Origin of the sequence: Rathayibacter festucae DSM 15932, assembly GCF_004011135.1 — a bacterium.
Lineage (GTDB): Bacteria > Actinomycetota > Actinomycetes > Actinomycetales > Microbacteriaceae > Rathayibacter > Rathayibacter festucae.
Genome location: NZ_CP028137.1, coordinates 1,847,582 through 1,866,704, shown reverse-complemented (window position 1 = coordinate 1,866,704; position 19,123 = coordinate 1,847,582). Strand labels below are relative to the sequence as shown.

Below are 19,123 nucleotides of genomic sequence, written 5' to 3'. Positions count from 1 at the left end.
CGCTGTCCGCGACGGAGCGGAGCGCCCTGGAGGAGACCTCGATGAAGAAGCTCATCAACGACCCGAAGAACGTCGTCGCGGAGTCCGTGGCCGGATTCGGCCTCGCGCACGCCGACCTGGTGCGGGTCGAGCCCGATCCGCTGTTCGTGGTTCGCGTCGACGCTCCGCGGCAGGGGAAGGTGGGCATCGTCAGCGGCGGCGGCAGCGGGCACGAGCCCCTGCACGCCGGCTTCGTCGGCGTCGGCATGCTCGACGCCGCGGTGCCCGGGCCGGTGTTCACCTCGCCCACTCCCGATCCGATCGTCGCCGCCACGAAGGCGGTCGACGGCGGTGCGGGCGTCCTGCACATCGTGAAGAACTACACCGGCGACGTGCTCAACTTCGAGACGGCGGCCGACCTGGCCCTCGCCGACGACGTGGAGGTCCGCTCGGTGATCGTGGACGACGACGTGGCCGTCAAGGACTCCCTCTACACGGCGGGGCGCCGCGGCGTGGCCGGGACCGTGATGGTGGAGAAGATCGCCGGAGCGGCGGCCGAGCGCGGCGACTCGCTGGACGAGGTGGCGGCGATCGCCGAGACGGTCGTCGCGAACGTCCGCTCGATGGGCGTCGCGCTGCGGCCCTGCACGGTGCCGCACGCGGGGGAGCCGAGCTTCGAGCTGGCCGAGGACGAGATCGAGATCGGCATCGGCATCCACGGCGAGCCCGGCCGCGAGCGGATCCCGCTCGAGCCGGCCGACCGGATCGTCGACCGCCTGCTCGCGCCGATCCTCGAGGACCTGCCCTTCTCCTCCGGCGACGACGTGCTCCTCTTCGTGAACGGACTGGGCGGCACCCCGCAGGTCGAGCTCTACCTCGTCTACCGGCGTGCCGCGGAGGTGCTGGCCGAGAAGGGCGTGACGGTGCGGCGCAGCCTGGTCGGCAGCTACGTCACCTCGCTGGAGATGCAGGGGGTCTCGATCACGCTGCTGAAGCTGGACGACGCGCTGACGGAGCTCTGGGACGCACCGGTGCAGACCGCGGCGCTGCGCTGGGGACGCTGAGCGGCCCCGAGCAGAGGGCAGGCGCCCGGCCCGGACAGCGGCGCGCACACGACGACACGACCGCACGACGACACGACGGTCGCAGAGGCGACACAGGAAAGAGGACGGATCGATGCAGGACGGACAGGGAGCACTGGGGCTCGACGCGGCATGGGCTGTGGCGTGGATCCGGGCCGCGGCGCAGGCGGTCTCGGAGCACCGGGTGGAGCTGATCACGCTCGACCGCGCGATCGGCGACGGCGACCACGGCGAGAACATGGACCGCGGCTTCCAGGCCGTTGTCGCGAAGCTCGACGCGGCTGCCGAGCTCGCGACTCCGGCCGAGGTGCTCAAGCTGGTGGCGACCACGCTGATCTCGACGGTAGGCGGAGCCTCCGGGCCGCTGTTCGGCACCGCGTTCCTCAAGGCGTCCGGCGCGGTCACCGGGCAGGAGTCGCTCGACGGTGCCGCGATCGCCGCACTGCTCGCGGCGGCGCGCGACGGGATCGTGCTGCGCGGCAAGGCCGAGGTCGGCGACAAGACGATGGTGGACGCCTGGACGCCGGCGGTCGAGGCCGCGCAGGCCGCCTCGGCCGACGGCTCCCCGGCGGCCGCCGTGCTCGCCGCGGCGGCGGACGCGGCACAGGGCGGAGCGGAGTCGACCGACCCGCTCGTCGCACGGAAGGGCCGAGCGAGCTACCTGGGCGAGCGAGCCGTCGGGCACCGCGATCCGGGCAGCGTGTCGAGCGTCCTGCTGCTGCGCGCCGCGGCCGAGGCGGCGGCGTGAGCGTCGGGCTCGTCCTCGTCTCGCACAGCGCGCGACTGGCCGAGGGACTCGTGGAGCTGGCGGCGCAGATGGCGCCCGACGTCGCGCTGGTCGCCGCGGGCGGCACGGACGACGGCGGGATCGGGACGAGCTTCGAGCGGATCACCGCGGCGCTGGCCGAGGCCGACTCCGGCGAGGGCGCCGTGGTGCTCTGCGACCTCGGCTCGGCGATCATGACCGCGGAGACCGCGGTGGAGTTCCTGGACGACGAGGCGCGGGAGCGGGTGCGGATCGCGGACGCGCCGCTCGTGGAGGGCGCCGTGGCGGCGGCCGTGGCGGCGGGCACCGGTGCCGCGCTGGCGGACGTGCTCGCGGCGGCGGAGTCGGCGCGGGGCGCACTCCTCGCCGAGTCGCCCGCGGCGCCCGCCGAGTCGGCGAGCGTGCGGCGGACGGTGCGGCTGATCAACCCGAACGGGCTGCACGCCCGGCCGGCGGCCGACTTCGTCACCCTCGCCACCCGCTTCGACGCGCGGATCGACGTGAACGGCAAGGACGCGACGAGCCTGCTCGGCGTGATGTCGCTCGGGCTCGACCGCGGCGACGAGGTCGCGATCTCGGCGACCGGCGCCGAGGCGGAGGAGGCCGTGGGGCGGCTGGCCGACCTGGTCGAGTCGGGGTTCGGCGAGGTCTAGCCGCCCGAAACTCAGGGAGTCGCGGAAGGCGCCTCCTACCCTGGAGGCATGCCTCTGCGCGGAACCCGACCCCCGTCCGTCCTGCTCCGGCGCGTCCTCGCCGTGCCGCGCGCCGTGCGCCGGGCCGATGCCCGCGCCGCCCGGAAGCTCAACGCGCGCCGTGCGGTGCCGCTCGTGGACGGAGCGCTGGTCGGGCTCTCGCGCGCCGCTGACCACGGGGTGCTCTGGTTCGGGCTCGGGGCGCTGCTGCTCCTGGCCGGCCGGCCCCGCGAGGCGGCGCGCGGCGCGGCGTCGCTGGCTGTGGCGAGTGCCGCGGCGAACCTCGTCGGCAAGCAGCTCTTCGGCGGCGTCCGGCCGCTCGTGGTGGACGTGCCGGTGGGGCGGCGGCTCGCCCGCGTGCCCACCTCGCCGAGCTTCCCCTCCGGCCACGCGGCGAGTGCCACCGCCTTCGCCGCCGGGGTCGCGCTCGAGAACCCGCGGGTGGGACTGGCCGTCGCGCCGCTCGCCGCCGCCGTGGCCTTCTCGCGCCTGCACGTCGGGGTGCACTGGCTCTCCGACGTGGTCGGCGGAGCGGCGATCGGCGCGGCCGTCGCGGGCCTCGGGAAGGTGCTGGTGCCGGCGCGCCCGCGGCACGTCCCCGTCTCGGAGCGGACGAGCCGGCCGCCGGTCGACGTGCGTCCGCTCGGCGACGGAGCCGGGCTGCTGGTGGTGCTCAACCCGAGCGCCGGACGCGACTCGCACCGGCCGGATCCGGAGCCGCTGATCCTGCAGCGCTTCCCCGCGGCGCGGGTGCACCGGCTGAGCGAGGGCGAGGATCTGGGCGACGTGGTGCGTGCGGCGCGCACCGGCGACGCTCCGCCCGAGGTGCTGGGCGTCTACGGCGGCGACGGGACGATGGCGGTCGGCGCGGGGCTCGCGCGGGCCGAGGGGATGACGCTCCTGGTGCTGCCGGGCGGGACGATGAACCACTTCGCCAAGGCGCTGGGCCTGGTGACGATCCAGGACGCGCTCGACGCGGCGGCGCACGGCGAGCGCCGCGACGTCGACGTGGCCGAGGTGACGGCCGGGGACGCCGAGCCGGTCACGGTGCTGAACACCGTCTCGATCGGGCTGTACCCGGAGTTCGTGGCCGCGCGGGAGAAGCGCGAGAAGGTGATCGGCAAGCCGCTCGCCGCGGTCCTCGCCGCCTTCGAGGTGGTGCGCTCGACCGACCCGTTCGAGCTGCGGCGCGACGGGCGGACGGAGCTGGTCTGGTCGTACTTCGTCGGAGTGAACCGGGAGCACCCGCGCACCGCGACGCCGCTCGCCCGCCGGCGCCTGGACGACGGGCAGCTCGACATCCGCGTGCTGCACTCGGGACGGACGCCCCGGACCCGCGGCGCGGTGTCGCTGGCGCTCGGGCGGGGCGCGACGCCGGTGGTCGGGCGGGTGCCCGGCTGGCGCGCGCCGGTGGTCGAGTCGGCCAGCACTTCGGGCGTCGTGGTGGGAGCGCGGCGACCGGCCGGCGTGGACCCGGAGTGGGCGCACGACGGCGAGAGCGAGGTGTTCGACGGCGAGCCGGAGGGCTTCCACGAGGCGAGGGTCCGGATCGTGCCGCTGGCGCTGCGGGTCTACTCGGCGGCCGACGACCGCGGGCGCGGCGGGGGCGGGGCCGGGAAGTAAAGCCCCCGGCGGATGTCCGCTGATCCGCCTGCGCGCCGGGGAGCGCGTGCCACCCTGGGGAGGGAGCCGGCCGGGCTCTCCTGCAGCCGGCCGCTCCGCCGATTGAAGGAGTACGCCGTGCGACGCATCCACTACGCCGAGGGGAGCGTCCTCACCGGGGACGACATCGCGGACGCGGTGCTCGAGTACGCCCGGATGCTCGCCTCGACGGCGACCGCGGCCACGGTGGAGATCCCCGTCCGGCGCGGTGGTGGCGTGCTGACGGCCCGGCTGCTGCTCGGACCGTCGAGCCAGATGCTCGTCGAGGACGAGCCCGAGGACGCCGCGGAGATCGTCGACGAGGCGCTGGTCGCGGAGCTGGGCGACCGCGCCCGCCGGCTCGGCCGGCCCGTGCCGATGGCGACCGACGACGACCTGGCGATGCCGCTGGACGTCCTCGACTACTGAGCCGAGTCCTGCGCGTCCGGGCGCTGGGCCGCCGGTCGGTCCGTCGCGGACAGGGTCCGCTCGAGATCGTCGAGCGCGGACACCTGCCCGGCGGTGATCTCCTCGCGGGCGCGCTCGAGCGGCAGCCACTCCGCGCGCTCGATCTCCGGGTAGGCGCGGACCACTCCGGAGCCGCGCGGCCACTCGAGCTCGAAGGTGTTGCTGGCGACGAACGCGACCTCGTCGGCGGACTCCGCGGCGAAGACGGTGACGGTCTTCCCGGAGCGCTGGCGGTAGGCGCCGAGGAGCGCGTAATCGAGGTCCGGGGCGGCGACGCCGATCTCCTCCTCGAACTCGCGCCGAGCGGCGTCGAGCGGCTTCTCCTCGGGCGTGTGCAGGCCCTTGGGGATCGACCAGGCCCGCGGGCGGCGCGTCCACAGCGGGCCGCCCATCCGGCCGAGGAACACCTCGCGCTCGCCGCCGCGCAGCCGGTGCAGGAGGATGCCCGCGCTGGTGGGGCCGGTCATCGCCGCGATCCGCTCATCCGCCCATCCTGCCGCGTCGCCGGGCTGCCGTGGAAGGATCGAGAGGCCCACCCGCGATCCGCCCGGAGTGACCCCCATGAGCAGCACCGAGACCAGCAGCACACAGACCGTCGGCACGCAGACCGTCGGCACCGAGACCCGCGGTGCCGAGACCGACGGCAGTGCGCTCGTCCTCCGGAGGCTGCGCGAGGAGCTCGGCGACGCGGTGACGACCGAGGGGCTGGACTTCGAGTCCGCGCACACCGACAAGTCGGGGTGGACCGCCGGCGGGCGCGCGCTCGCGCTGGTCCGCGCGCGCTCGGTTGCCGACGTGCAGGCGACGCTCCGGCTCGCCACTGAGCACCGGGTGCCGGTCGTTCCGCGCGGCGCGGGGACGGGACTCGCCGCGGGGGCCGTCGGGCGCGACGGCGCGATCGTGCTCTCGACGGCGGCCATGGACCGCATCCTGGAGATCTCGCTCGAGGACGAGCTCGCGGTGGTCGAGCCGGGCGTGCTCAATCAGGCGCTGTCGGACGCGGTCGCCGCCGACGGGCTGATCTTCTCGCCCGACCCGGCGAGCAAGGCGATCTCGAGCATCGGCGGCAACATCGCCACCAACGCGGGCGGGCTGCTCTGCGCGAAGTACGGGGTCACCCGCGAGGCGGTGCTCGGGCTCGCCGTCGTGCTGGCAGACGGGCGCCTGGTGCGGACCGGGCGGCGCAGCGTCAAGGGCGTCGCCGGCTACGACCTCACGGCGCTGCTGACCGGCTCGGAGGGGACGCTCGGGGTGATCGTCGAGGCGACGGTGAAGCTGCGGCCGATCCCCGCGGGCCGCGTCGTGACCGTCGGCGCGTACTTCCCGAGCGTCGTCGCCGCGGCGGCCGCCTCCGCCGCCATCACTGCCGCCCGCCTCCGACCGGCGGTGATGGAGCTGATGGACGAGGGGGCGCTCGCCGCGATCGGCCGCTACACGGGCGCGCAGCTCGACCGCGGCGCCGCCTACCTGCTCGTGCAGACGGACGGCGGGGGAGCGGAGGAGGAGGCGCACCGGATCCTCGCGATCGTGGCCGAGGCCGGCGGGGACGCCGAGTCGACGGACGACCCAGTGGCGGGCGAGGCGCTGCTCGCGGTGCGGCGGGCGTTCCATCCCGCGCTCGAGGCCGAGGGCGAGGTGCTGATCGAGGACGTGTGCGTGCCGCGCTCGGCGCTGCCCGCGATGTTCGCCGCCATCCGCGGGATCGAGGAGCGCACCGGGTTGAGCATCCCGACCGTGGCCCACGCGGGCGACGGCAACCTGCACCCGAACTTCGTCGTGCCTGCCGGGTCCGACGGGGTCGGCGAGGAGGTCTGGGCGGCGGCGGGCGAGCTGTTCCGCACGGCGCTGGCGCTCGGCGGCACCCTCACCGGGGAGCACGGGGTGGGGCTGCTGAAGCGCCGCTGGCTCGCGGAGGAGCTCGGCGAGGACTCCATGGTGCTGCAGCGCGGGATCAAGGCGGTGTTCGATCCGCTGGGGATCATGAACCCGGGGGCGGTGTACTGAGGGCTCCCGCCCGGGGTCAGAGGAGCTCCTCGGCGAGCAGCCAGGCCGTGAGCACGATCGTGGCGGCCGACATCAGCCAGTAGAGGATCGTCTCGCGCCAGGAGCCGGCCGAGCCGAGGACGGGGATCGCGGCGTAGCCGCCGGACGTCCAGAGCCGCCGCAGCACGGGCGTGCGGCGCACCCAGCGCGGGGAGCGGATCCGCAGCGGCCAGAGCCAGTTGATCCCCTCGGTGGTGAGGGCGTCACCGGCGACGTGCACGAGGTAGCCGAGGGTCGCGGCGACCTGCAGCCAGGCCCAGGTGCCGTCGGCGAGGGTGACCAGGAGCACGGTCACGACGAGCGCGCCGGCCCAGGCGATCGGCCAGGAGGGCGCAGCCCTGACCGCCTTCGCGGCGAAGGCGATCGCCGGCAGGGTGAGCACGGCGGCCAGCGAGACCGGGCCGACGAGCGGCACGGGGAAGCGCAGGGCGACAAGGAGCGGGATCAGGTACCAGACGACGGCGACCGCGAGCAGTGAGTGCATCCCGTGCCGGTGGCCGCCGCTGATGCGGCCGGCGGTCGCGGTGAGGAGGGACGCGCCGGGTGCCGAGCGCGAGATCGTCGCCCGGGCGTGGTCGGCGTCCGGGACGAGCGCCCAGCCGGCGGCGACGCCGAGGCCGACCAGCCGCAGGTCCAGAGGCAGGCCAGCGAGACCGAGCGGTGCGGCGAGGGCCGGGACGGTCGTGACGACGGACCAGGCGAGCGCGCCGGAGACGGCGTGGGAGCGACCCATCACGAGAGTGCCTCCGATGCGGGCGAGTGCTCGGTCTCCGGCCGACACAGCTGGGGCCTCACGCGGCGGATGCCGCGAGCGCCGCCGATCACAGGGTGAAGCCGATGGGACCCAGGTCGCCGCTCTCACGCCGGAAGTCGCGCAGCATCTCGGCAGTGCCTGCGATGCCGATGTCGGAGAAGAGGCAGCGCTCGAAGACGCTGTTCTCGAAGACCGTGACCCCGACGATCGACGTGCCGGGCGGACGTTCGTAGAGCATCGATTCCCGCTGCTCTCCGTACTCCCAGAACGGATTGAAGAGCGCGGTCCGGCCGAGGAAGGTGACGACGGCCGGCCCGAGGAACCGAACGTCCGTCGCGTGGACGTTGCGAAGAACACTCGCGCCGTGCGCGAACTCCGTCAGATGGAGCGTCCCGCCGACGATGGTCGTCCTGTCCTCGTCGAGGAAGACGCGGCTGTCCGCCGCAAGTGCGTGCACCTCCAACCACTCCGCGACCTGCTCGACGCTGAGCAGGCTCACCGCGGCCCCGAGGACCAGCACCTCCCTCGCGATCACTTCCATCGGCTTCAGCGGCGCACCGTTGAGCTCGAGCAGCAGTGTCGCCGCGACGAACGCCGTCCGCTTGTTGCCGTCAGCGAAGTACTGCGTGCTCGCGATTCCGTGCAGGAGCGAGGCGGCCTTGAGCCAGAGCGTCGGGAGGAGATCGAGCCCGCCGAAGGTGGACGACGCACGTCCGACGGCGGCGTCGACTCCGGCCGGGTCGTCGCACCTGGCCTGGCTGCCCTTGATCGCCGCATTGATCGCGACGACCTGCTCGCTGGTGAGGTAGACGGTCACTCGCCGGCGAGACGCTCGAGGAGCTCGCTCTCTCGTGCGATGATCCGGGCGGCCAGTGCTGCAGCGACCTCGTCGGGCACGACAGTCTTGCCGTCCGCTTCGACGGTCGGAAGGTCCCGCAGGACCAGGGGCTGCTTCACTTCTTCCGCCGCACGCATGAGCGACAGTCTAGATCGGCGCTCCGCGACGGTGGTGGGACGGCGCGTCCTGGGTCACACAGTGTCTCCGGCACGGCAGCAGCATCGCGATCGACGTCGCCGGAGATGCGAGAACCCCCGGCGGACCGGGGGTTCTGGTGGTGGGCGATACCGGACTCGAACCGATGACCTCTTCCGTGTGAAGGAAGCGCGCTACCAACTGCGCCAATCGCCCTGACGGCCGTCTTGTGGACGACCCGAGAAACGATCGTAGCGGATCCGCGGCGCTCCGCTGCACCGGGAACGGCGCGCCACGCCCGGGTGAACAGCGGGTTGCGGGCCGGTTTCGCGCGGAACGACGCGGGTCCGGCGTCGCGGCGCGCGAATCGGGGCGCCGTCGATTTGGAAGTTCGCGCGGCGTTCGGATACAGTCTTCTAGGTCGAGCCGGGCAGCGAAAGCGCCGGGGAGACAGGCAAGACCAGCAATCGGCAGCAAGACAGCAATCCAACACATCATGCGGATGTGGCGCAGTGGTAGCGCATCACCTTGCCAAGGTGAGGGTCGCGAGTTCGAATCTCGTCATCCGCTCGAAGAACCGGCCCCCGGGTCGGTGTTTCACCTGGTCGGCCCGTGGAGATCACTCTCCGAGGGGCCGCCGACACCGAATCCCGTACACGGTGGATTGGCCGAGAGGCGAGGCAGCGGCCTGCAAAGCCGTATACACGGGTTCGAATCCCGTATCCACCTCGATCGTTCACCGAGCGAGGCGCTTCTTAGGGAGCAGCGGGCGATTGGCGCAGCGGTAGCGCGCTTCCCTGACACGGAAGAGGTCACTGGTTCGATCCCAGTATCGCCCACCACGACGACACCCCCGGCCCCGGCCGGGGGTTCGTGCGTTAACGGACCGGATCGGTCTAGCCTCGCAGGGTGTCAGCCTCGATCGCCGTCGGCCACGGCACCGTCCTCCGCCTGATCGTCCGCGAAGACGGTCCCGCGCTCGCCGAGGCGTACCGCCGCAACCGGCGCCGCCTCGCGCCGTGGGAGCCGCTGCGGTCGGCGCGGTTCTTCGAGTCCGGCGGGCAGACCGACGCGATCACCGACGCGCTGCACGGGCACCGGTCCGGGGCGCTGCTCCCGCTGGTGCTCGAGCGCGGCGACCAGCTCGTCGGGCGGGTGACGCTCTCGAACGTGGTGCGCGGCGCCTTCGACAGCGCGGACCTCGGCTACTGGGTCGACGGCGAGCTCGAGGGCCGCGGGGTGATGACCCGCGCGGTCGGCGCGACCCTCGGCCTCGCCCGCGACGAGCTGCGGCTGCACCGGGTGCAGGCGGGCACGCTGCTGCACAATGTCGGCTCGCAGACGGTGCTCGAGCGCAACGGCTTCGAGCGGATCGGAGTGGCCCGGCGCTACCTGCGGATCGCGGGGGAGTGGCAGGACCACCTGCTCTTCCAGGTGCTGCTCGAGGACGCCGCGACGACGCCGCTGCTGCCGCCGCAGCCGTCGCCGATGCGGCTCGTCTAGGGTAAGCGCGCCGACGCTCGCTCGGCGCGGGCAGCCGGAGGGACGACGGACGATGAGGCGCACGATCGGCGGACGCGGGTTCGACTTCGAGCGGGAGGTCGCGGTGATGGCGGTCGTGAACCGCACACCCGACTCCTTCTACGACAAGGGCTCCACCTTCGCGCTCGACCGGGCCGTCGAGGCCGCGGTGCGGGCCGCCGAGCAGGGCGCCGACTGGGTCGACATCGGCGGAGTGCCGTTCGGCCGCGGGCCCGCCGTCTCGCTCCAGGAGGAGCTGGACCGGGTGGTGCCGGTGGTCGCGGCCATCCACGGGCGCAGCGACGTGGTGATCTCCGTCGACACGACCCGCGCCGAGGTGGCCCGGGCGAGCATCGCCGAGGGCGCCTCCGTCGTCAACGACACCAGCGGGCTGCACGATCCGGGGATGCTCGCGGTGCTCGCGGGCTCCTCCGCCCAGCTCGTCGTGACCCACAGTGTCGGTGCGCCGCGCAGCGAGCCGGCGGCGCCGCAGTACGAGGACGTCGTGGCGGAGGTGATCGAGCACCTGCGCGTCCGGGTGGAGCGCGCGCGGGCGGCGGGGATCCCCGACGACCGGCTGATCGTCGATCCCGGGCACGACCTCAATAAGAACACGCTGCACACGCTGGAGCTGACGCGACGGCTGGGGGAGCTGTCGGTCCTCGGGCTGCCGGTGCTCGCGGCGGTGTCGAACAAGGACTTCATCGGCGAGACCCTCGACCGGCCGCAGGGCGAGCGGCTCGAGGGATCGCTGGCCGCGGCGGTGATCTGCATCCTGAACGGCGCGCGGATCGTGCGGATGCACGACGTGCGGCAGGCGGTGGACGCGGTGCGGCTGACCGAGGCGGTGCTCGGCTGGCGGCAGCCGGCGTATCTGCGGCACAACGTCGCGGCCGACGAGACGGCGGACCGCGCGTGAGCGCGGCGATCGACCGGCTCCGGCCGGCGCCCGCCCAGGACCTCGACGACGAGCAGCTGCTCGCGGCCTACGCGGACGGCGCCGGTGACGCGTGGCTGCGGGTGAACTTCGTCTCGAGCATCGACGGCGCGGTGACCCGCGAGGGCGTCTCCGGGGCGCTGGGCGGCGAGGCGGATCTGCGGGTCTTCGACCTGCTGCGGCGCCTGGCCGACGTGGTGCTGGTCGCGGCCGGCACGGTGCGGACCGAGGGCTACGGGCCGATGGTGCTCGGCGACGAGGCCGCGGCGGCGCGGACGGCGGCGGGGCTGCCTCCGCACCCGGTGCTCGCGATCGTGTCGGGGTCGCTGGACCTCGATCCCGGGTCGCGGATCTTCACGGAGGCGCCGGTGCGGCCGATCGTGGTGACGACCGGGACGTCGCCGGAGCGGCGGCGCGCGGAGCTGGCCGAGGTCGCGGACGTGCTGGTCTGCGGCGAGGACGCGCTGGATGCGGGACGGATGCGCGCGGCGCTCGTCGAGCGCGGGCTCGGCCGGATCCACTGCGAGGGCGGTCCGGGCCTCCTCGGCACACTGCTGGCCGCGGACGCCGTCGACGAGCTGTGCCTGACGATCAGCCCGTCGCTCGAGTCGGGCGACGCCGGCCGCATCGCCCGCGGCGCTGCGACTCCGCGGGAGGTGCGCCTGGCTCACGTGCTCGCTGCTGGCGACACCCTCCTCCTCCGCTACCTGCGCTGACGGTCCGCGAGATGCCACTTGTGCACGCGACACGCCGAGGATTGCGTGCACAAGTGGCATCTCGCGGGAGGGTGGAGGGATGAGCGGGCCGGATCTGAGCAGGCAGACGTCGATGGCGGGGGTGCGGGTGCCCGAGGTGGCGATCGCGCTCAACGGGGGAGTCGCGCCGGAGCTGGTGTGGCGGAACCAGCTGGACGGGCTGACCTTCCGGGTGCGGGACGGGTACCTCAAGTGGAATTTGCGGGCGCGCGGTGTCGACCTCGGGCGGGAGGCGGCGCGGCTCGAGTGGCTCGCCGGACGGCATCCGGTGCCGCGGATCCTCGAGCGCGGCGAGGACGCCGAGGCGCAGTGGCTGCTGACGGCGCCGATCGACGGCGCGAGCGCTGTCGCTCCGGAGTGGATCGCGCGGCCGGAGGAGGCGGTGCGGGCGATCGCGGCGGCACTGCGGGCGGTGCACGCACTGTCGGTGGCCGAGGTGCCCGCGGCGCTGCGCGGCGACTCGTGGTTCGATCGGCGCCCCGCGGCGCTCGGCGCGGCTCCGGCGCTGGACGAGCCCGTCGTCGTGCACGGGGACGCCTGCGCGCCGAACACCCTGATCGGTGTCGACGGCCGCTGGTGCGCCTCCGTCGACGTCGGCGATCTCGGCGTGGGCGACCGCTGGGCGGATCTCGCGGTCGCGGTGGTCAGCCTCGGCTGGAACTACGGCGAGGGCTGGGGGCCGCTGCTGCTCCGCGAGTACGGGATCGAGTCGGACGAGGAGCGGGCGCAGTACTACCGGGAGCTGTGGGGGCTCGAGTCCTGAACCGAGTGCGACTCGGGAGCTCGGCCGTGCTGATCGAGCAGCCCGCGGAGCGGGCGGATCGAGATCCGCCGGCGTCGGAGGATGAGTCTGCAGACTTGCCCCGCTGACGGTGGTGGGTCTCGATACGCCCCTGCGGGGCTACTCGACCAGCATGAGCTCCAGACGTCCCTGCGGGGCTACTCGACCAGCATGAGCTCCAGACGTACCTGCGGGGCTACTCGACCAGCATGAGCGGGACACGACGCCTGCTGCGGCTGCGCGACCAGCGAGGCTGCAGGCGGTCAGTCCTTCTCGGAGTCCTTGGCGGCCGCCTTCTCGGAGTCCTTCGCGGCCTCGTCGTCCTGCGAGGGGCCCTTCTGGCCGCGGTTCTCGCTGGAGAGGCGCAGCCAGCGGCCGTCGCGGACGTCCTTCTCGTGGACGGCGGCCTTCTTGTCGCTCGCGGCGGTGTCGCGCGGAGGCAGCTTGATGGTCTCCTCCGCCTCGATGCCGGCCTGGAGCTCGCGGCCGCGCTCGAGCTCGGCGTCGAACTCGGCGCCGAAGAGCAGGGCGATGTTGGTGATCCAGATCCAGAGCAGGAAGACGATCACGCCACCGAGCGAGCCGTAGGTCTTGTTGTAGTTGGAGAAGTTGGCGACGTAGAACGCGAAGCCGACCGAGGCGAGCAGCCAGATAGCGAGGGCGAGGATCGAGCCGACGCTGATCCAGCGGAACTTCGGCTGGCGGATGTTCGGCGCCCAGTAGTAGAGGATCGCGATGGTCAGCACCGCGATGATCACCAGCACCGGCCACTTGGCGATGTTCCAGACCGACAGCGCGGCGGGGCCGAGACCGACGACGTCGCCGACGGCGGTGGCGACCGGGCCGCTCAGCACCAGGATGAGCGCGGCGACGACGATGAGGATCACGGTGACAACCGTGACGCCGAGCATGGTCGGGCGCAGCTTCCAGAACGGGCGGCCCTCGTCGATCTCGTAGACGCGGTTCATCGCGCGGCCGAAGGCGCCGACGTAGCCGGAGGCGGACCAGAGCGCACCGACGAGACCGGTGACGAAGGCGACGCCGGCGGCCGGCGAGTTGACCAGCGACTGGATCGGATCGCGCAGCAGGTCGACGACCTCGGCGGAGGCGAGGTTGCCGACCAGGTCGAGCACGGTCTGCGTGGTCGCCTGCGCCTGGCCGAAGAGGCCGAGGACGGAGACGATGGCGAGCAGCGCCGGGAACAGCGCCAGCACGGCGTAGTAGGTGAGGGCGGCGGCGAGGTCGGTGCACTGGTCGGCGCCGAACTCGCGTCCGGTCTTCTTCAGGACGTAGAACCAGGAGCGCTTGGTGATGTCGGTGACGTCGTCGGGCTTGCGCGCGTCGTCGGGCTCGGGCGCGGTCTTCTCGCGGGTCGTGCTCTTCTCGGCCATGCCGCCACGCTATTGCCCCGCGCGGGAGAACGGTGGCCCCTTGACGCCGCGCCGTCCGATCCGGGAGGGGAGCGCTCTCAGACAGCGCCCTCGACCGGGTGCCGGCGAACCGTGCTCCCGCGACGGCGCCTCAGACGGTGCGGCCCTGACGGCTCGCGGCGACGATCCCGAAGGCGAGGAAGGAGCAGGTGGCGGTGAGCACGATCAGCAGCGGGGCGTCCCAGCCGCCGCTGGCGTCGTGTGCGAGGCCGACCACGGTCGGGGCGGTGGCCGCGACGGCATAGCCGAGGCCCTGCACGGTGGCGGAGAGCCGGGAGGCGTGCCGGTCGGAGCGGGAGAGGCGCACGAGCAGGACGAACACGACGGTGATGCCGCCGCCCTGCGCCGCGCCGCCGAGCAGGCACCACAGCGCCCAGAGCTGCGGGGCGAGCAGCAGGCCGAGCGGGACGGTGCACCAGAGCAGGCCGATCAGGACGATGCTGCCGAGCGGCCGGAGCCGGCGCACTACCAGCGGGACGCCGATCGCGCCGATGATCGCGGCGATCTGGAAGACGGAGGAGCTCGCTCCGGCCGCCTCGATCGAGAAGCCGTTGCGGTCGACCAGGAGCGAGGGCAGCCAGGCGGTGACGCCGTAGTAGGAGAAGGCCTGGCTGGCGAAGCAGACCGCGAGCGCGAGCACGGTGGCGCTGCGCCAGATCCGGGGCGCCGGCTCCTGCGGTCCGCGCGCGGCCGGCGGGCGCGGGGCGGGGCGGAGGGCCCGGGCGGGTCCGCGGGCGAGCAGCCAGCCGGCGACGGCCAGGACGTTGAGCACCAGCCAGGCGAGCAGTGCGCCGCGCCAGCCGAGGACGAGGGCGAGCGGCGCGGTGCCGAGCGAGGTGATGGTCGAGCCGATGTTGAGCGCGGCGGTGTAGACGCCGGTCGTGAGGTCGACGCGCTCGGGTGCGACGTCGCGGCGGATGACGACGGGGACCACGACGTTGCCGATGGTGATGAAGACGCCGATGAGGATCGTGCCGGCGACCACGGAGACCACGTCGCCGGCCGAGCGCAGGATGGTGCCGAGGGCGACGCCGAGCACGGTGACGGTCACCGCGGCGTCCGGCCCGACCCGGCGGATCACGAGCAGGGCCAGCGGCGTGGCCAGGGCGAAGCAGAGCACCGGGATGCTGGTGAGGACGCCCGCCTGGCCGGAGGAGAGCGCGAGGTCGCCGCGGATCGCGTCGATGACGGGAGCCACGGCCACGATCGGGCCGCGGAGGACCAGCGCGACCAGGGCGACGGCGACGACGAAGAGCCAGGGGGCGCTCCGCCGCGTCACGCCGGTCAGCTGGAGAGCCCGGCGGCGCGTGCCAGGAAGGACAGCACTCCGAAGACGACGCCGATGACACCGGTGATCAGGCCCGCGGTGGCGAAGCCGCGGCCGCCCAGCTGCGCGGAGGCGGCCCGGCCGCGGACGCCGAAGACGATCGCGAGGATCGACGGGACGAGCAGCGGATTGATCAGGATGCTGGCGATGCCGAGGACGAGGCTCGCGATCGCGAGGGAGTTGCGGCGTGCGGGGGCGGCGCCGTAGCCGGCGGCCGGGCCGTAGCCGGGGGCCGGTCCGGAGCCCGGGGCGACCGGGTACTGCGGGGCGGCCCCGTAGCCGGGAGCGGCTCCGTACCCGGGCGCGGCTCCGTAGCCGGGGGTGGCGGGCTGCTCGGGTTCGGGCGTCCCGTAGGCGGGAGCGGGCGGCACGGCGGGGCGCGAGCGATCCGTCCAGGCCGCTCCGTCCCAGTAGAGCTCGGCGCCGAGGTCTGCGGGGTGCGGGTACCAGCCGGGCGCGGGAAGAGGGGCGGAGTCGTCGGGCATGCGCTGATTCTAGGACGGCGGCGCGGAGCAGTGCGGCCGGGCGGCGGGACCGGGAGCGCCGTCCCGCCGGGTCGCCGCCGGGTGCGGGACCGCGGCGCAGGGCAGGATGGACCCGTCGAGCGGGCTCGCCGCGCGGTCGCCGGAGGAGGAGCCATGGGCTGGAGCATCGTCGAGGTCGAGTGGGCGGACCCCCGGGCCGAGAGCCTGCGGTCGGCGCAGCGGGTCGAGCTGGACGAGCGCTACGGCTCGGACGACCACGAGCCGGGGACGCCGCCGTCCGCCGACGACGTCCCCGTGTTCCTCGTCGCCGTCGACGAGGGCGGCGCGGCCGTGGCCTGCGGCGGGCTGCGCCCGCTGCCGGACTCGGTGCTCGGGCCGGACGTCGTCGAGGTGAAGCGGATGTTCGTCGATCGGTCCGCCCGCGGCTCCGGAGTCGCCGCGGCCGTGCTCGCCGCGCTGGAGGAGAAGGCCCGCGAGCGCGGGGCGGTGCGGCTGGTGCTCGAGACGGGGACGCTGCAGCCGGACGCGATCCGCTTCTACACGCGGCAGGGCTACGCGCCGATCCCGCTGTTCGGCTCCTACCTCGGCTCGGAGCACTCGGTCTGCTTCGGGCGCTCGCTGCGGCCGGCGCGCATCGAGGCGTCGGCGGACGTCGATCCGCGCGCCGAGGTCGGCGACGGGACGCTGGTCTGGCACCTGGCCCAGGTGCGCGAGCAGGCCCGGGTGGGCCGTGACTGCGTGATCGGCCGGGGCGCGTACCTCGGCCCGGGCGTCGTGGTGGGCGACCGCTGCAAGATCCAGAACCACGCGCTCGTCTACGAGCCGGCCGTGCTCGGCGACGGGGTGTTCGTCGGCCCCGCCGTGGTGTTCACGAACGACCTGCGGCCCCGCGCCGTCACTCCGGACGGGGCGCTGAAGTCGGCGGACGACTGGCACGCCGTCGGGGTCGTGGTGGAGGAGGGCGCGGCGATCGGCGCCCGGGCCGTCTGCGTCGCTCCGGTGCGGATCGGTGCCTGGGCGATGGTCGCGGCCGGCGCCGTGGTGGCCGCCGACGTGCCGCCCTTCGCCCTCGTGGTCGGTGTGCCCGCCCGGCGGGTCGGCTGGGTCGGGCGGGCCGGTGCGCGACTCGAGGCGGCCGGCGACGGTGCGGACGGCGCTCTCTGGCGCTGCCCGGAGACCGGCGAGGAGTACGTCGAGCGCGACGGCGTGCTGAGCCGGGTCTGAGGCCCGGGCCTGCCCGGCACCGGGCCCGTCCCGCACCGCGTCCGGCGCCGCGGCTCGCTCAGCTGCGGTGCGGGGTGAGCCCGCTCCGCTCGGGGACGGGGTCGCGGTGCCGGACCAGGGCGGGCGGGGTGCCGTGCCCGGAGTGCGGGGCGGCGCGGAAGGCGGGCGGGGCGTCGTGCGCGGAGGTCACCGCGCTCGGCGCGGCGATCGGGAGGCGCGGAGACGGTGCCGCCGCCGTCGAGGTGCCGGCCGGTGCGCCCCGTCGTCCGGCGCGCCGGCCGTCGACGGCGCGGGCGATCGAGATCGCGCCGAAGAGCAGCACCACGCCGCCGACGGCGACCATGATCACCGCGCGGAGCCGGTCCGAGATCTGCTCGACGGCCTTGCCGGGCGTCTGCACCTCGAGCGCGGTGAAGAGGTAGCGGTCGTCCGCGCCGTTGATCGTCTGCATGCTGCGCAGCGTGTCGACGAGCCGGTCGCCGAGCGCCGTCGTCGTGGCGAGCGAGCCGTCGGCCGTCGGGGCGTCGGCGGTCACGCTCAGCAGCAGCCCCTGGCCGGCCCAGGCCGAGCGCTCGACCGCGAACTGGGTGCTGAGACCCTGCGCGGCGAGCGCGTCCGCGGTGTCGTCGCTGTTCATCACGGTGACGAGCACCTGGGCGGCCAGCGAGTTGTCCGAGGAGCGCAGGTACGGGTTGTCGGAGTTCAGCGCGGCGAGGGCCGGGTCGGCCTCCAGCTCCGCGGTGGAGGGCAGCTTCGGATTGACCAGCGCGTAGGTCGCGGTCGAGGCGTAGGTGCGCGGTGAGAGCACGAGGACGTACGCCATCGCGGCGACGGTGAGCACGAGGACGACGCCGGCGAGGAGCCGGTGGCGCCAGAGGGTGCGGAGAACGGAGACGGGGTCCATCAGGACAGCCTTTCTGGGACGTGATCGATCGCGCCGTGGGCGGGGACGGAGGCGTCCGTGCTCAGGGCGGAGGGGAGTCCGAGCTCGGCGCGGACCAGGAGCCAGCAGCTCCCGGACAGGCCGAGCACGAACGGGTACAGCAGGGCGAACACCGGGAAGCCCAGTGAGTCGAAGGTGGCGGAGGCGACCGCGGCGACCGTCGCGGAGGCGGCGACGCTCCCGGTCAGGGCGCGCAGGCGCGGATCCCGGGCGAACTGGGCGGCGATCAGCCCGAAGAGGGCCGGGACGCCGAAGTAGGCGAGCACCGCGACGGCGCCGAGGAGGCCGAGCGTGATGGCGGCGCCGAGGTACTGGTTGTCGAGGATGAGCAGGGCGCTGTCCGGGAGGTAGGTGCCCGGGCCGGTGCCGAGCAGCGGCTGGTGCGCGACGAGGGCCGCCACGCGCGGGTAGTTGTCGAGGCGGTTGGTGATCGAGGAGTCGCTGGTGCCCGCGCCGATCGAGCCGGTGAGAGTGCCGAGCAGGCCCGGCGTGGTGACGAAGAACGCCGCGACGGCGACGGGCGCGATCACGTAGCCCCACCTCCGGGCGTAGGCGGGGAGGAAGACCGCGCAGACCACCGCGCCCACCACCAGGGAGAGCACCCCCGACCGCGAGACCGTCAGCGCCAGGGCGACGACCAGCAGCACGCAGGAGGCGGCGCGGAGGAACCGCGGAGACGTCCGGTCGTACAGCAGCCGCCAGACGGCGAGCGGCAGGAGCATCGCCGAGACGACCGCGAGCTCGATCGGGTGGAAGGTGGTGCCCGCCACCCGGGTGAGCCCGTCCCTGTCCTGGAACGGCGTGCTGCCGCCGTTGTCGACGAAGCCGACCATGACGCTCCGGATCCACTCGACCGGGTCGACGTGGGCGGTGAACTGGATGATCGCCACGATCGCGCAGAGCGACGCCGCGTTCACGAGCGAGCCGAGCAGCACCCGGGCGTCCTCGAGGGTGCGCACGCTCTGGGTGGTGACCAGGGCGATCCCGGCGGAGGCGAGCAACAGTAGCAGCCAGCGGTCGGCGCTGAGCTGCCCCTCGCCGGTGCGCGGGATGGTGTCGTTCACGGCGTAGCGGACGTAGGACGCGATGCTCACGAGCAGCAGCAGGGTGAGCGCGGCCCGCCCCGGGTGGCGCATCGGGATCGGGTCGTGCAGCCCCAGCAGGGCCGACGCCGCCCACGCGCCGGTGAGCAGCAGCGCGAGGACCATCGCGACCGAGCCGGACGCGCCCAGGGGAGCGAGCACCTGATCCGCGGGGAAGAGGAACAGCGCGTAGGCGACCAGGCGCAGCAGCGTCGGGGGCCCGGTCCGCTCGATCATCAC

20 protein-coding genes, 4 tRNA genes and 1 pseudogene are annotated in these 19,123 nt (G+C 74.0%); 15 read left to right on the top strand and 10 right to left on the bottom strand.

What is annotated here, in order from left to right; genetic code table 11:
• The first annotated feature begins 41 nt into the window (after window positions 1-41).
• From dhaK to C1I64_RS08710, 5 genes are all read left to right on the top strand, one after another.
• Window positions 42-1,043 (top strand): dihydroxyacetone kinase subunit DhaK, encoded by a 1,002-nt coding sequence (gene dhaK / locus C1I64_RS08730; protein ID WP_123704887.1) that lies wholly within the window; start codon window positions 42-44, stop codon window positions 1,041-1,043.
• Window positions 1,044-1,155: 112 nt separating this feature from the next.
• Entirely contained in the window at window positions 1,156-1,809 is a 654-nt protein-coding gene (gene dhaL / locus C1I64_RS08725) for a dihydroxyacetone kinase subunit DhaL (RefSeq protein ID WP_208645105.1), read from the top strand.
• A complete protein-coding gene (gene dhaM / locus C1I64_RS08720; protein WP_127886944.1) occupies window positions 1,806-2,480 on the top strand; it encodes a dihydroxyacetone kinase phosphoryl donor subunit DhaM in 675 nt (224 codons plus the stop codon). The genes dhaL and dhaM overlap by 4 nt, the downstream gene beginning before the upstream one ends.
• 48 nt (window positions 2,481-2,528) lie before the next feature.
• On the top strand, window positions 2,529-4,142 hold the full coding sequence (locus tag C1I64_RS08715) for a bifunctional phosphatase PAP2/diacylglycerol kinase family protein (protein ID WP_127886943.1): 1,614 nt from the start codon (window positions 2,529-2,531) through the stop codon (window positions 4,140-4,142).
• Between the two features lie 117 nt (window positions 4,143-4,259).
• A complete protein-coding gene (locus C1I64_RS08710) occupies window positions 4,260-4,589 on the top strand; it encodes a hypothetical protein (RefSeq protein ID WP_127886942.1) in 330 nt (109 codons plus the stop codon).
• On the opposite strand, the gene C1I64_RS08705 is transcribed toward C1I64_RS08710, so the two are convergent.
• Window positions 4,583-5,095, bottom strand: a complete 513-nt coding sequence (locus tag C1I64_RS08705; RefSeq protein ID WP_127886941.1) for an NUDIX hydrolase — start codon at window positions 5,093-5,095, stop codon at window positions 4,583-4,585. The genes C1I64_RS08710 and C1I64_RS08705 overlap by 7 nt on opposite strands.
• 94 nt (window positions 5,096-5,189) lie before the next feature.
• Here C1I64_RS08705 and C1I64_RS08700 point away from each other — a divergent pair, with 94 nt between their 5' ends.
• Window positions 5,190-6,632, top strand: a complete 1,443-nt coding sequence (locus C1I64_RS08700; RefSeq protein WP_127886940.1) for an FAD-binding oxidoreductase — start codon at window positions 5,190-5,192, stop codon at window positions 6,630-6,632.
• A gap of 16 nt (window positions 6,633-6,648) precedes the next feature.
• Here C1I64_RS08700 and C1I64_RS08695 read toward each other — a convergent pair whose 3' ends face one another.
• The 4 genes from C1I64_RS08695 to C1I64_RS08685 form a co-directional block, all read right to left on the bottom strand.
• A complete protein-coding gene (locus C1I64_RS08695; RefSeq protein ID WP_127886939.1) occupies window positions 6,649-7,404 on the bottom strand; it encodes a metal-dependent hydrolase in 756 nt (251 codons plus the stop codon).
• A gap of 88 nt (window positions 7,405-7,492) precedes the next feature.
• Window positions 7,493-8,242: a type II toxin-antitoxin system death-on-curing family toxin gene (locus C1I64_RS08690; protein WP_127886938.1), complete on the bottom strand. Its 750-nt coding sequence runs from the start codon at window positions 8,240-8,242 to the stop codon at window positions 7,493-7,495.
• Window positions 8,239-8,400: a hypothetical protein gene (locus C1I64_RS20020; RefSeq protein ID WP_164874492.1), complete on the bottom strand. Its 162-nt coding sequence runs from the start codon at window positions 8,398-8,400 to the stop codon at window positions 8,239-8,241. Before C1I64_RS20020 ends, C1I64_RS08690 begins: the two co-directional genes overlap by 4 nt.
• Window positions 8,401-8,538: 138 nt before the next feature.
• A tRNA-Val gene (locus tag C1I64_RS08685) sits at window positions 8,539-8,614 on the bottom strand.
• Window positions 8,615-8,896: 282 nt separating this feature from the next.
• Between C1I64_RS08685 and C1I64_RS08680 the strand changes: the two genes are divergently transcribed.
• The 7 genes from C1I64_RS08680 (at window position 8,897) to C1I64_RS08650 (ending at window position 12,374) form a co-directional block, all read left to right on the top strand.
• A tRNA-Gly gene (locus C1I64_RS08680) sits at window positions 8,897-8,968 on the top strand.
• Window positions 8,969-9,056: 88 nt separating this feature from the next.
• A tRNA-Cys gene (locus C1I64_RS08675) sits at window positions 9,057-9,127 on the top strand.
• 38 nt (window positions 9,128-9,165) lie between these two features.
• Window positions 9,166-9,240 (top strand) — tRNA-Val (locus C1I64_RS08670).
• A 67-nt stretch (window positions 9,241-9,307) separates the two neighbouring features.
• A complete protein-coding gene (locus C1I64_RS08665) occupies window positions 9,308-9,901 on the top strand; it encodes a GNAT family N-acetyltransferase (RefSeq protein ID WP_127886937.1) in 594 nt (197 codons plus the stop codon).
• Between the two features lie 52 nt (window positions 9,902-9,953).
• Entirely contained in the window at window positions 9,954-10,838 is an 885-nt protein-coding gene (gene folP / locus C1I64_RS08660; protein ID WP_127886936.1) for a dihydropteroate synthase, read from the top strand.
• Window positions 10,835-11,572 carry a pyrimidine reductase family protein gene (locus C1I64_RS08655; protein ID WP_127886935.1) on the top strand — a complete coding sequence of 246 codons (738 nt, stop codon included), beginning with the start codon at window positions 10,835-10,837 and terminating at the stop codon, window positions 11,570-11,572. Before folP ends, C1I64_RS08655 begins: the two co-directional genes overlap by 4 nt.
• Window positions 11,573-11,651: 79 nt before the next feature.
• Window positions 11,652-12,374, top strand: coding sequence for a phosphotransferase (locus C1I64_RS08650; RefSeq protein ID WP_208645104.1), 723 nt, complete (start codon window positions 11,652-11,654; stop codon window positions 12,372-12,374).
• Window positions 12,375-12,655: 281 nt separating this feature from the next.
• On the opposite strand, the gene C1I64_RS08645 is transcribed toward C1I64_RS08650, so the two are convergent.
• The 3 genes from C1I64_RS08645 to C1I64_RS08635 all read right to left on the bottom strand — a co-directional run bounded on the left by C1I64_RS08645 (window position 12,656) and on the right by C1I64_RS08635 (window position 15,634).
• Window positions 12,656-13,783: a YihY/virulence factor BrkB family protein gene (locus tag C1I64_RS08645; RefSeq protein WP_127886934.1), complete on the bottom strand. Its 1,128-nt coding sequence runs from the start codon at window positions 13,781-13,783 to the stop codon at window positions 12,656-12,658.
• Between the two features lie 130 nt (window positions 13,784-13,913).
• Window positions 13,914-15,101: an MFS transporter gene (locus tag C1I64_RS08640; RefSeq protein ID WP_244209429.1), complete on the bottom strand. Its 1,188-nt coding sequence runs from the start codon at window positions 15,099-15,101 to the stop codon at window positions 13,914-13,916.
• Window positions 15,102-15,106: 5 nt separating this feature from the next.
• Window positions 15,107-15,634, bottom strand: coding sequence for a DUF4190 domain-containing protein (locus C1I64_RS08635; protein WP_127886932.1), 528 nt, complete (start codon window positions 15,632-15,634; stop codon window positions 15,107-15,109).
• A 153-nt stretch (window positions 15,635-15,787) separates the two neighbouring features.
• On the opposite strand from C1I64_RS08635, the pseudogene C1I64_RS20335 reads away from it, so the two are divergent.
• Window positions 15,788-16,183: pseudogene (locus C1I64_RS20335) on the top strand (GNAT family N-acetyltransferase); the annotation flags it as partial.
• A gap of 69 nt (window positions 16,184-16,252) precedes the next feature.
• Entirely contained in the window at window positions 16,253-16,858 is a 606-nt protein-coding gene (locus C1I64_RS20275) for an acyltransferase (RefSeq protein ID WP_167492513.1), read from the top strand.
• A 58-nt stretch (window positions 16,859-16,916) separates the two neighbouring features.
• Here the strand turns inward: C1I64_RS20275 and C1I64_RS20015 are convergent, their stop codons facing one another.
• Window positions 16,917-17,762, bottom strand: a complete 846-nt coding sequence (locus C1I64_RS20015; RefSeq protein ID WP_164874491.1) for a chain-length determining protein — start codon at window positions 17,760-17,762, stop codon at window positions 16,917-16,919.
• Window positions 17,762-19,120, bottom strand: a complete 1,359-nt coding sequence (locus C1I64_RS08620; protein WP_164874490.1) for an O-antigen ligase family protein — start codon at window positions 19,118-19,120, stop codon at window positions 17,762-17,764. Before C1I64_RS08620 ends, C1I64_RS20015 begins: the two co-directional genes overlap by 1 nt.
• Between the last annotated feature and the right edge of the window lie 3 nt (window positions 19,121-19,123).

Coding starts and splice junctions, on each gene's coding strand:
- dhaK (WP_123704887.1), top strand. CDS start 42: ATGAAGAAGCTCATCAACGACCCGAAGAACGTCGTCGCGGAGTCCGTG.
- dhaL (WP_208645105.1), top strand. CDS start 1,156: ATGCAGGACGGACAGGGAGCACTGGGGCTCGACGCGGCATGGGCTGTG.
- C1I64_RS08715 (WP_127886943.1), top strand. CDS start 2,529: ATGCCTCTGCGCGGAACCCGACCCCCGTCCGTCCTGCTCCGGCGCGTC.
- C1I64_RS08705 (WP_127886941.1), bottom strand. CDS start 5,095: ATGACCGGCCCCACCAGCGCGGGCATCCTCCTGCACCGGCTGCGCGGC.
- C1I64_RS08700 (WP_127886940.1), top strand. CDS start 5,190: ATGAGCAGCACCGAGACCAGCAGCACACAGACCGTCGGCACGCAGACC.
- C1I64_RS08695 (WP_127886939.1), bottom strand. CDS start 7,404: ATGGGTCGCTCCCACGCCGTCTCCGGCGCGCTCGCCTGGTCCGTCGTC.
- C1I64_RS20020 (WP_164874492.1), bottom strand. CDS start 8,400: ATGCGTGCGGCGGAAGAAGTGAAGCAGCCCCTGGTCCTGCGGGACCTT.
- folP (WP_127886936.1), top strand. CDS start 9,954: ATGAGGCGCACGATCGGCGGACGCGGGTTCGACTTCGAGCGGGAGGTC.
- C1I64_RS08650 (WP_208645104.1), top strand. CDS start 11,652: ATGAGCGGGCCGGATCTGAGCAGGCAGACGTCGATGGCGGGGGTGCGG.
- C1I64_RS08645 (WP_127886934.1), bottom strand. CDS start 13,783: ATGGCCGAGAAGAGCACGACCCGCGAGAAGACCGCGCCCGAGCCCGAC.
- C1I64_RS08635 (WP_127886932.1), bottom strand. CDS start 15,634: ATGCCCGACGACTCCGCCCCTCTTCCCGCGCCCGGCTGGTACCCGCAC.
- C1I64_RS20015 (WP_164874491.1), bottom strand. CDS start 17,762: ATGGACCCCGTCTCCGTTCTCCGCACCCTCTGGCGCCACCGGCTCCTC.
- C1I64_RS08620 (WP_164874490.1), bottom strand. CDS start 19,120: ATGATCGAGCGGACCGGGCCCCCGACGCTGCTGCGCCTGGTCGCCTAC.